This window comes from Limosilactobacillus balticus (assembly GCF_014145615.1).
GTDB lineage: Bacteria > Bacillota > Bacilli > Lactobacillales > Lactobacillaceae > Limosilactobacillus > Limosilactobacillus balticus.
This window is the reverse complement of the sequence record NZ_JACIVH010000055.1, coordinates 1-256: the sequence shown is the minus strand read 5'-3', so window position 1 is coordinate 256 and position 256 is coordinate 1. Positions and strand designations below refer to the sequence as shown.

Genomic DNA, 256 nt, shown 5'->3' with positions numbered 1-256 from the left:
TTACGGGTACTAGCGAAGACATATGCATCACGCTGGGACAGCCCCAACTTCTGTAAGTTAGTTACCTTAGTTTTAAACTTTTTCCATTGCTTCCAGATATACTGCCTTATTCGGACCCGCAACCACTTGTCGAGGCGGTGAATAAAGTTAGTTAGTTTCCCAATTGAGTAGTACTGAAGCCACCCACGCATTTTTCGATGAATTTCTTCAAACATTCTTGTCAGAGATATTCCACGATTACGTTTAGTTAATAACT

At 40.6% G+C, this 256-nt stretch carries 1 protein-coding gene; it reads right to left on the bottom strand.

The annotated features are described in order from the left end of the window. On the bottom strand, positions 1-256 hold a 256-nt coding region (locus tag H5S10_RS02850), incomplete at both ends, for a group II intron maturase-specific domain-containing protein (protein WP_325064749.1).